The sequence below is a fragment of the uncultured Limnohabitans sp. genome (genome assembly GCF_937889215.1).
Lineage (GTDB): Bacteria > Pseudomonadota > Gammaproteobacteria > Burkholderiales > Burkholderiaceae_C > Limnohabitans_A.
This window is the reverse complement of record NZ_CALBEX010000400.1, coordinates 1-9,318: the sequence shown is the minus strand read 5'-3', so window position 1 is coordinate 9,318 and position 9,318 is coordinate 1. Positions and strand designations below refer to the sequence as shown.

General features: G+C 62.7%; 9 protein-coding genes. 3 read left to right on the top strand and 6 right to left on the bottom strand.

Translation table 11 applies throughout. From position 1 onward, the window contains the following. The 3 genes from Q0341_RS10070 to Q0341_RS10060 form a co-directional block, all read left to right on the top strand. Positions 1 to 715 (top strand): MipA/OmpV family protein (locus Q0341_RS10070; RefSeq protein WP_299512773.1); only part of this gene is annotated, 715 nt, incomplete at its 5' end. A 10-nt stretch (positions 716 to 725) separates the two neighbouring features. Continuing rightward, on the top strand, positions 726 to 1,964 hold the full coding sequence (gene gspF / locus Q0341_RS10065; RefSeq protein ID WP_299512770.1) for a type II secretion system inner membrane protein GspF: 1,239 nt from the start codon (positions 726 to 728) through the stop codon (positions 1,962 to 1,964). A gap of 52 nt (positions 1,965 to 2,016) precedes the next feature. Beyond that, a complete protein-coding gene (locus Q0341_RS10060; RefSeq protein ID WP_299512767.1) occupies positions 2,017 to 2,916 on the top strand; it encodes a 5'-nucleotidase in 900 nt (299 codons plus the stop codon). 339 nt (positions 2,917 to 3,255) lie between these two features. On the opposite strand, the gene Q0341_RS10055 is transcribed toward Q0341_RS10060, so the two are convergent. From Q0341_RS10055 to Q0341_RS10030, 6 genes are all read right to left on the bottom strand, one after another. Continuing rightward, positions 3,256 to 3,879, bottom strand: coding sequence for a DUF3299 domain-containing protein (locus Q0341_RS10055; RefSeq protein ID WP_299512764.1), 624 nt, complete (start codon positions 3,877 to 3,879; stop codon positions 3,256 to 3,258). A gap of 231 nt (positions 3,880 to 4,110) precedes the next feature. Next, entirely contained in the window at positions 4,111 to 5,418 is a 1,308-nt protein-coding gene (locus tag Q0341_RS10050; RefSeq protein ID WP_299512762.1) for an ABC transporter permease, read from the bottom strand. After that, the gene (locus Q0341_RS10045) at positions 5,415 to 6,104 is read right to left on the bottom strand and encodes an ABC transporter ATP-binding protein (RefSeq protein WP_299512760.1); all 690 of its coding nucleotides are present in this window, start codon (positions 6,102 to 6,104) and stop codon (positions 5,415 to 5,417) included. The genes Q0341_RS10050 and Q0341_RS10045 overlap by 4 nt, the downstream gene beginning before the upstream one ends. A 74-nt stretch (positions 6,105 to 6,178) precedes the next feature. Then, complete coding sequence (locus Q0341_RS10040) at positions 6,179 to 7,117, bottom strand: DMT family transporter (protein ID WP_299512757.1); 939 nt, start codon at positions 7,115 to 7,117, stop codon at positions 6,179 to 6,181. A 131-nt stretch (positions 7,118 to 7,248) separates the two neighbouring features. After that, positions 7,249 to 8,355, bottom strand: coding sequence for a hypothetical protein (locus Q0341_RS10035; protein WP_299512755.1), 1,107 nt, complete (start codon positions 8,353 to 8,355; stop codon positions 7,249 to 7,251). A 109-nt stretch (positions 8,356 to 8,464) separates the two neighbouring features. Continuing rightward, a complete protein-coding gene (locus tag Q0341_RS10030) occupies positions 8,465 to 9,253 on the bottom strand; it encodes an enoyl-CoA hydratase-related protein (RefSeq protein ID WP_299512752.1) in 789 nt (262 codons plus the stop codon). Between the last annotated feature and the right edge of the window lie 65 nt (positions 9,254 to 9,318).

Below are 9,318 nucleotides of genomic sequence, written 5' to 3'. Positions count from 1 at the left end.
ACCAGACACGCCTGAAGTCAAAAGCCATCGGTGGCAGTACACCTTGGGCCTGAAACTCAAAACCCACGACCTGGGCGATGCCCGCACCGACGTGGCACTGCGCCCGGTGCTGGGATTGCGCTACGGGCGCTGGCGTTTAGGCCACGCCACAGGCGACGAATGGCTGAACTTCAGCGGCTACCGCCAAGAAGCCAATTTGGCTTACCAACTGCGCGACGACGAACGCCTGAAAGTGGCGCTGTCCCTGCGCGTCCAGAACCTGCAGGACAACAGCAGCTTTGACGGTTTTTCTTCAGGCAAGAACACCTTGCGCGCCCGTGTGAGCGCGAACTACCAACTCGACAAACACTGGTCTCTGGGCACCGACGCGACGCAAGACCTGATGGGCCGTGGCGACGGCACCACCTTGTCGGTGGGCGCGTCATATGGCCTGCCGCTGAGCGAGCGCAGCGCGCTCAGCCTGAGCGGCGGCGTGCAATGGGCCACAGCCAGCCATTGGGCCACGCAAATGCGTCTCCTGCCCGCGCCACAAGAGGGCTGGCGATCAGGGCTCGGCTCGGTCGGACTGGGCCTAGGTTACCGCTATGCCTTCACGCCACAATGGGCCTGGTTTGGCACCGTGGGCACCTCGCGCCACCTGGGCCAGGTCAACGACATCAGCCCCAGCCAGCTCAGCTGGAGCGGTCAGATTGGCATTCTTTACTTCAGCCGCTGAATACACACCCATGCCCGCCTACCGTTTTGAAGCCCTGCAAGCCGATGGTGCCGTGCGCAAAGGCACGATCGAAGCCGACGGCCTGAAAACCGCCCGCAACCAATTGCGCGCCCAGTCGCTGGTGCCCCTGCAGGTGCAAGCCATTGCCTCCGGTGCGGCCAGCGAAGCGGCGCTTGCCCTGCCTTGGTGGCAACGCCCCATCGGCGGCGCTCGCGCCTTCAGCACCAGTGAACGCGCCGTCTGGACACGCCAATTGGCCGGACTGGTGAGCAGCGGCTTGCCGGTTGAGCGCGCCTTAGCCGCCCTGACCGAAGAGGCCGAAAGCGACAACCAACGTCACCTGATGGCGGCCATCCGCGCCGAAGTCAACTCGGGCAGCACCTTGGGCCGGGCGCTCGCGCAATTCCCGCAAGAGTTTCCCGCGATCGACCGTGCCGTGATCGCCGCAGGCGAGCAAAGTGGCCATTTGTCGGACGTGCTCAACCAGCTCGCCAATGACTTGGAAGACCAGCAAGTGCTGCGCTCCAAGCTGCTGTCGGCCTCACTCTACCCCGCCATCGTGAGCCTGGTGGCGTTGGCGATTGTGATCTTCTTGGTCACCTCGGTGGTGCCACAAGTGGCCGGGGTGTTTGCGGGCACCAAGCAGCAGTTGCCGGGCCTGACGGTGGCCATGCTGGCCATCAGTGACTTTGTGCGCCATTGGGGCTGGCTGCTGGTTTTGCTGCTCGCGGGCGGCGTGCTGGCTTTTCGGTTGGCCATGCGCCAAGCAGCACTGCGCCTGCGCTTTGACGCAGCTTGGCTGCGCCTGCCCCTGATTGGCCGACTGGCGCGGGGCTACAACAGCGCCCGCTTTGCCTCCACCCTGGCCATGCTCACGGCCGCTGGCGTGCCCATCCTCAAAGCTTTGCAAGCGGCGGCCGACACCTTGTCCAACCAAGCCCTGCGGGCCGACGCCCTGGAAGCCTTGGTGCGCGTGCGCGAAGGCGCACCACTGGGCACCGCGCTGGCGCAAAACGCCCGCTTCCCCGGTCTGCTGTCCATGTTTGCGCGCTTGGGCGAACAAACCGGCCAACTGCCGGTGATGCTGCAACGCGCCGCCGTGCAACTGTCATCTGAAGTGCAGCGCCGCGCCATGGCGCTGGCCACCGTGCTGGAGCCCTTGCTGATCGTGGCCATGGGCGGCATGGTCATGCTGATTGTGCTGGCGGTGCTGATGCCCATCATGCAGCTGAACCAGTGGGTCAAGTGAGCGATGATGTCTGGCCAGCGGCTGACCGACTTTTTCTTCAAGGAGTGAACCCATGCCCGCCACATTGGAAGGCCAACTCGTCGTCGCGATTTCCTCGCGCGCCTTGTTCGACTTTGAAGAAGAAAACCGCCTGTTCGAGCAAAGCGACGACCGCGCTTACATGAAGCTGCAACTCGATCGCCTGGAAGCCCCCGCCAAACCCGGCGTGGCCTTTTCTTTGGTGCGCAAGTTGCTGGCTTTCAACGACGCCGCTGCGCAACGCGTTGAAGTTGTCATCCTCTCGCGCAACGACCCGGTCTCGGGCATGCGGGTGTTCCGCTCGGCGCAGCACTACGGCTTGCCCATCCAGCGCGGCAGTTTCACACGCGGGCAACCCCCGTGGCGCTACCTCAAACCGCTCAACGCCAACCTGTTTTTGTCCACGCATTTGTCAGATGTGCGCGCCGCCCTGGGTGCGGGCGTGCCCGCTGCGCAGGTGTACCCACACTCCGCACTCGCATCCGAAGCGCACCCACACGAAGTGCGCATCGCTTTTGACGGTGATGCAGTGCTGTTTTCGGACGAAGCTGAACGGGTGTTTCAAGCCGAAGGGCTGTCAGCTTTTCAGGCACACGAGCGCGACAAGGCTAGCCAACCTTTGCTGGCAGGGCCTTTCAAACCCTTGCTGCAAGCGCTGCACCAACTGCAACAAGCCGGCACGCCCGCCATGCGGGTGCGCACCGCGCTGGTGACGGCCCGCAGCGCCCCGGCGCACGAGCGCGCCATCCGCACCCTGATGAACTGGAACATCGAAGTCGACGAGGCCATGTTTCTGGGCGGCTTGCCCAAAGGCGAGTTTCTGCGCGAATTCGAACCTGATTTTTTCTTCGACGACCAGACCGGTCACATCGAATCGGCTGCGCGGCATGTCCCCTCGGGCCATGTGGCCTCAGGCGTGTCCAATCCAGATTGACATTGAAGCCCCTCGTGAAGTGACAGGCCCCCGTAGGTTGGGCCTTTATGGTCCAACATGCCTTCACTTCGCGCGGAGAAATTTTCAAGATGCAGTGGCGCACAACGTCGGACCTGAAGGCACCGACCTACGAAGACAAACTTTGGCATTTTGTAGGTCGGGTCTTTAGGGTCCGACACTTCCTCATCTCGCGAAGCGCCGTTTTCAAAAGGGCTGCTGTCCACCACCGCCTTGTCGGACCTGAAGGCACCGACCTACAAGAAGGCTTTGCATCTGCGCTGCTTTTGGCTTCTCGGGCATTGGTATTTTGTAGGTCGGGTCTTTAGGGTCCGACGTTTCTCATCTTTTCTCAGAATACGGCGTCACCGCTTTGGCGTCGATGCGGTAACTGGCCACGCCCATGTGGGAGTCCGTTTTGGTCGCGCTCAAGGGGCCAGACACCCAGACCACGTCCATGAGGCGCAGGTTTTTGGCAGGCTTGTCCAACAGCACATGCACGATTTGGTTGGCCGGGGGCGGGGGCGAGTGGACACAAGCGCCAAAGTAAGGCACGAGCAAAAACTCCTTGATGCCGTTGGCCAGATCTTCCAGCGGCACCACATAGCCCGGCAGGCGCACGCGGTCACCCAAGAGCAAAGGGTTGATGGGCGCGTTGTCCCACATCTTGCGCATTTTTTTCAAGGCTTCATCGGCCTTGGGGTCGTTGTCTTGCAGGCCATCCAGGTTCAAGGCTTTGAGGTCTTTGTACGGGTCCCACCCCGCCGGAATCAGCTGCTCCCAGCCAATGGTGCGCGTCGGCCCTGGCAAGGTAGCCCCTGACGGCGGGCCCTCGGCAGACAAAGCGGGCTGCACCTGGGGAACGGTGTCGCGCACGGTATCGCGCACGCTTTGCGCCTGCGCACCCCAGACCCACAACGCAGCCAGCAGCAAGCCCACAGACCAACACCTTGCAACTTGTCTCATCTCACGCTCCCATTCCCGTTGTCATTTCAGCTTATCGATCCGGCACACTGAGGTTTGAATTTTGTTGGCCGGTATCCCGTCGGTCGGCGGCTTTAGCCCCTGCATTGCGGTCTTCGGCGTAGGCTGCATGTCGGGGCTAAAGCCACCGACCTACAACTTTTTTGACCGTTGAAGACTTCTCCGGACCAGATCAATATTTTGCAGCAACAGCTTGGACTGCCGCCACACACCTCACACGCGCGGTGACAAGCCATCGGCCAAGGACAAGCGGTAAGCCCGCCAAGCCGGCCCCAAACTGGCCAGCAAACCAGCCAACAAAACCGCGCCCGCCAAAGCCAGCTGCGTGGGCAATGGCATCGCCAGTTGCAAGCGAATGCCCAGCGATTGCTGAAGCCACGGCGTGGCCAAGGCCATGCCGACGTAAGACAACAGCACGCCCAGCAAAACACCGGCGCAAGTGACCCACACCCCTTCCAAGGTGAGCAGGCCCAGCACATGGCGTGGCCCCGCGCCCACGGCGCGCAGCACCGCCAGTTCGCGGCGGCGCTCGTTCAGGCCCGCCAACACCACCGCCATGAGCGAGACCACACTGACCAAGGCCACCAAGGCCGACACGGCCAGCAAGGCGTTTTCGCCCAGGCCCAGCACCGACCACAGCTCACCCAAAGCGACGCCGGGCATGACACCGATCAGGGCTTCATCTTCGTAAAAATTCACAATGCGCTGCACATTGAACACCGCCGCCCGGCTTTTCAGGCCGACCAGCGCGGCCGTGACTTCCTCGGGCTCTAAATTGAATTTGCGCGCCTGATCGGCCGGGATCTGACCGCCCGGCAAAGGCGTGCCCGCCACCCAGTCCAGGTGCAAGGCCTCCAGCGCCTGCAGGCTCACATGCACCGTGCGGTCTACCGGGGTGCCGGTGGGTGCCAAAATGCCCACCACTTTGAACGGCTTGTCGGCGTGTTCGTCGGCCTGCGACTGTGCGCCTTCATGCTCGTGGGCATGGTCATGGTCGTGCATGCCATGGCCCAGCGTGATGCTTTGGCCCAGGCCGTAACCCATCTTGCGCGCCACTTCGGCCCCGATCACCACCTCGTACAAACCATTGAGCGTGTCCGCAAACACCGCGCCTTGCTGCAAGGCCAGCGGTTGTTTGTCACCGTAGGCAAAGTGCTGAAAGTAAGCCGCTGTGGTGCCCAGCACCGGAAAGCCACGGTGCGAGTCCCCCAGACTCAAGGGCACCACCCACGAGACCGAGCGGTGATCGGCCAGCATTCGCACGCTGTCCATGCGCATGTTTTGCGGCACGCTGCCGATGTGGAACACCGAAAACAGCATCAGCTGCACCGGGCTGCTGCGGGCGCCCACGATCAAATCAACGCCGCTGACCGATTGCGAAAAACTCTGGCGGATGTCGTGGCGCAAACGCTCCAGCGTCCAGAGCAAAGCCGTGGCCAGCGCCAGCGACACCACCACCCACACCAGGGTGCTGCGCCGGTTCCAGGCGCTGCTGCGCGCCATGCGCCAGAGGCTGTTCATGCGCTCACCCCCGCTTGCTGCAAGGCGGGTAAAGACCATTGCACGTCAAAACGCTGCGCTTGCTGCTCGTCGTGGCTCACGCAGACCAAACTGCTGCCCGCATCGCGTGCCGCTTGCAACAGCAAATCCATGAAACCCTGACGCAAAGCCGCGTCGAGTGCCGAGGTGGGCTCGTCGGCCAAGATCAATTCGGGCTGGCCAATCAAGGCCCGCGCTGCGGCCACGCGCTGCTGCTGGCCCACCGACAAGGCATCGGCGCGGCGGCTCCACAGCGCCTCGGGCAAACCCATGCGCTGCAACCAACTTTGGGCCTCAGAATCTGGTCCACCCGCCGGTGAACAACGCTCGCGCCGCAAGACCGAAAAGCGGCAAGGCAAGGTCACGTTGTCGAGCACGCTCAGGTAGGGCAGCAAATTGAACTGCTGAAAAATCACCCCCACATGGTCGGCCCGAAAGGCGTCGCGCTGGCCCGCCTTCAAAGCCGCCCAGTCTTGCCCCAGCAAGGCCACACGGCCTTGGCTGGGCGACAACACGCCCGCCAGCAAACCCAGCAAAGTGCTCTTGCCGCAGCCGCTGGGGCCGTGCAAAAAAACAGTTTGGCCACGGTCCACCTGCAAGCGGCCCAACACCAAGGTATCGGCCGCCCCACGGGTCCATGCAAAGCGCAATGGCTCGATGTCGATCACGATCGTCTCCTTTGGATGCTTGCCGCTGGGCAGACGCCGCGGGCAAGCGGCGCACTATACCCGCCCAAAAGGCCTCAAGAGACCTTTCGCCTGCTTTCTCTGCGGGCAATCCACACCGTGGCCCACAAAATGACAAAGGCCCCCAACCAAGTGGACTGGCTGGGCACATCGCCAAACACCAGCCAGCCCAGTATCGAGGCCCAGACCAGGTCCAGAAAGCGCAGCGACTGGGTGGCCGAAATGTCGGCCATTGCAAACGCCCGCGTGAGGCAATAGTGCGCCAAAGTGCCCAGCACCCCGGTGGCCGCAAAGCCCAGCCACTGCCACAGTGTCGGCGCTTGCCAATGGGGCAAGGCCATCGGCAGACTGAGCACCGTGACCGTGAGGGCTTGCCACAGCACGATGACACCGGCTTTTTCGTAGCGGGTCAGGGCTTTGGTGATGAGGAACGAGGCGGCAAACACAGGAGCCGACGCCAACATGACCAGGTTATACCAACCGCCATCGCCCGACATTTTGGGCAGCACCACCACCAACACCCCCACAAAACCAATGATGGCGGCGATCCAACGGTCTTTGCGCATCGGCTCGCCCAAAAACCAAGCAGCTCCGATCATGATGAAAATCGGCCCAGTGAAGCCGATGGCCGTCATGTCGGCCAAAGGGATTTTGGGCAAGGCGGTAAACCACAAGATCAGCCCCAGCGTGTGCACCCCACCGCGCCAGAACTGGCCGCTGAGGTTGACCGGCATGTAGGCCCGCCAGCCATCCCTGTACACCCAGGGCAACATCACCAACAAGCCAAACAAGTAACGCAAAAACTGGGATTGGTAAACGTCCAGGTGCAGCGTCAGTTCACGGGCAATGGTGTTCAGCAATGAGAACAGCAAGCCGCCCAGCACCATCCAAACCATGCCGCGCACCGCAGCGGGCCACGCCGCAAATGTGCGCCTGCCATGGCGTTGCGCCAGCACGCACTGACGCCAAAGAGAACTGGGTTTGAGCGGCTTCACGGAGCAGCGCCTTGGAAGGGTTGAATCACCCAACGATCTTAGGGGGGGACGGCTTGCAGACCGGTCGCTTGGGTTACCTGTACCGTTGGGTTGCCCTGCCCGCAAGGACAGGGGTCGGTGGCCGCAGCGCGTTACGACGCTGGTGGCTGAGGTGCGGGTGCCGCCGGGGCCGCCTCCGGTGTTGGAGGCGTTGCTGCAGGTGCTGCAGGTGCTGGCGGTGCTGCGGGTGCTGGAGGCGTTGCGCTCGCGCCTGGCGCAGCGGTCTGGCCTGGGGTGCCGCCCTCGTCTGGCGCTTTACCGGTCAGTTTGTCCACCTGCTTGAACAGCCAATTTTTTTCTTGCGCCGCCCGTTCTTTGTCTGCGGCGATTTGCGCCCGCAACGCGGCAATCTTTTCTTGCAAGGCGCGCTGCTCTGCGGCTTTGGCGTCCTTGGCTTGTTGTTCTACCAGCAGACGCGCATCCTCAACCGCTTGGCGTTTGGCCGCTTCTTGGGCTGCCAATTCGGCCACAAGGTCCTTTTCTTGCTGGATGCGTGACGCCCTCACGGCAGCGATCTCGCGCACGCCCGTGCTCCAAGGCAAATTGTCCAGTTGGCGCTGAATGGCAGCGGCTTGGGAGATGTTTTGCAGCTTGCCGTTGATGCGGGCGGTATAAAAACCCTCGCAGCGGGTGGCAAGCCCCCCCACCTTGCACGCGTGGCCTTTGGGGTTTTGGGTGCCCCATGCTTTTTTCTGGGCCAAGAACACATCGCATTGCGCAAAGGCCCGCTCGATGCGGGCATCCTCGGCGCTCACCTGGGGGTCGGTGAAGTCATACCAATCGGGGCGAACTTGCTCGTGCGCCAAGGCTGTACCCACGCACTCGGCTTTGGCGGGGGCCAGTTGCGCCAACATGCCAGACCACACGGCCCGGTGCAAAGTGTTGTCGCGCACCACCTTGAACGAGGTCTCTCCCTGCGTGGGGCAAGCATTGACCACCGCACCATTGGCCCGGCTGTGTTGGCCTTCCCAGCGCACCGTGACGCTGTCGGTGCTGGAAGGGCTCAGGGAAATGCGTGCTTCGAAAAATGGGGCACGCACCACGCGCTCAAATGGGGCCTGGCCCGGCACCGTGATTTGCAAATTGCAGACCTGCTCCCCGTTGAGCACTCGGGCGGCCACGGGCACGGTGTTGGTTTGGCCTGCCAGCAGTACATACTGCCCCGCCCACGCCCCTGGCGCAGCCAACAGCCACAGCACCCCAGCCCACCCATGGATTCTCATTGCGCACATACCCCTGAAAAAAAGTTCCTACTGAGAGTATCGACAGCAAAACGCTGGACTTGATAGCGCTGGTCTGGGGCCGTGGTCAACGCCCCGTGAACACGGGCGGACGTCGTTCGGCAAAGGCCTTGCGGCCCTCGGCAAAGTCGGCGCTTTGGCTGCTTTGCTGTTCGCGCTCGCGCAAAAGCGCCAAGTCGACCCGCCCGGACTCGATCTCGTTCAGCGACTTTTTCGTCTCTTGGAGTGCCCAAGGTGCCAGCGCCAAAATGTCTTGCAGCAGCGCTTGCAGGGCTGCGGCCCAGTCGTCGGGGCCCACCAAGGCCTCGAACACACCCATGGCGTCGAGTTGGTTGGCCGTGAAAGGCCGAGCCGTCAGGAAAGCCCGCCGGGCTCCGGCCAAGCCGAAACGGTTCACAAAGCGCAATAAACCGCTGGGGTAGTAATGCAGCCCCAACGCGGTAGCGGGCATGCGCCACTCGATGCCTTGCAGGCCAATGCGAAGGTCACAGGCCAGCACCACATCGGTCGCACCGCCATACACGCTGCCGTTCAGCGCGCAAATGCTGACCGGGCGCAAAGCCGCCAAGGCATCGGGGATTTCTTCAAAAAAAGTTGAACCATGGCCCGGCTCGTCAAACCCCCCAATGTCATACCCGGCACAAAACACCGGCCGGGGCTGCCCGGCGGTGTTGGCCGTGAGCACCAGCACACGCACCGACGCATCGCGGTTCACGGTGTCAAAGTGCAGCAACAAGGTCTTGAGGTCGGCATTTTCCAGCCGGTTGCGCTGGGCTGGGCGGTTCAAGGTGATGGTGGCCACGCCACCTTCAATGTGCAAAACAGGAACTGAAGCGGGCGCAAGGGCTGGTGACATGTCGGCAATCCAAATCGGCATAGGGGGGCCGCAATTATTGCAGCCACCCCTGCCACACCACCGGG

Excerpts from the sequence above, each read along its gene's own strand:
- gspF (WP_299512770.1), top strand. The coding sequence starts at position 726 with ATGCCCGCCTACCGTTTTGAAGCCCTGCAAGCCGATGGTGCCGTGCGC.
- Q0341_RS10060 (WP_299512767.1), top strand. The coding sequence starts at position 2,017 with ATGCCCGCCACATTGGAAGGCCAACTCGTCGTCGCGATTTCCTCGCGC.
- Q0341_RS10055 (WP_299512764.1), bottom strand. The coding sequence starts at position 3,879 with ATGAGACAAGTTGCAAGGTGTTGGTCTGTGGGCTTGCTGCTGGCTGCG.
- Q0341_RS10050 (WP_299512762.1), bottom strand. The coding sequence starts at position 5,418 with ATGAACAGCCTCTGGCGCATGGCGCGCAGCAGCGCCTGGAACCGGCGC.
- Q0341_RS10030 (WP_299512752.1), bottom strand. The coding sequence starts at position 9,253 with ATGTCACCAGCCCTTGCGCCCGCTTCAGTTCCTGTTTTGCACATTGAA.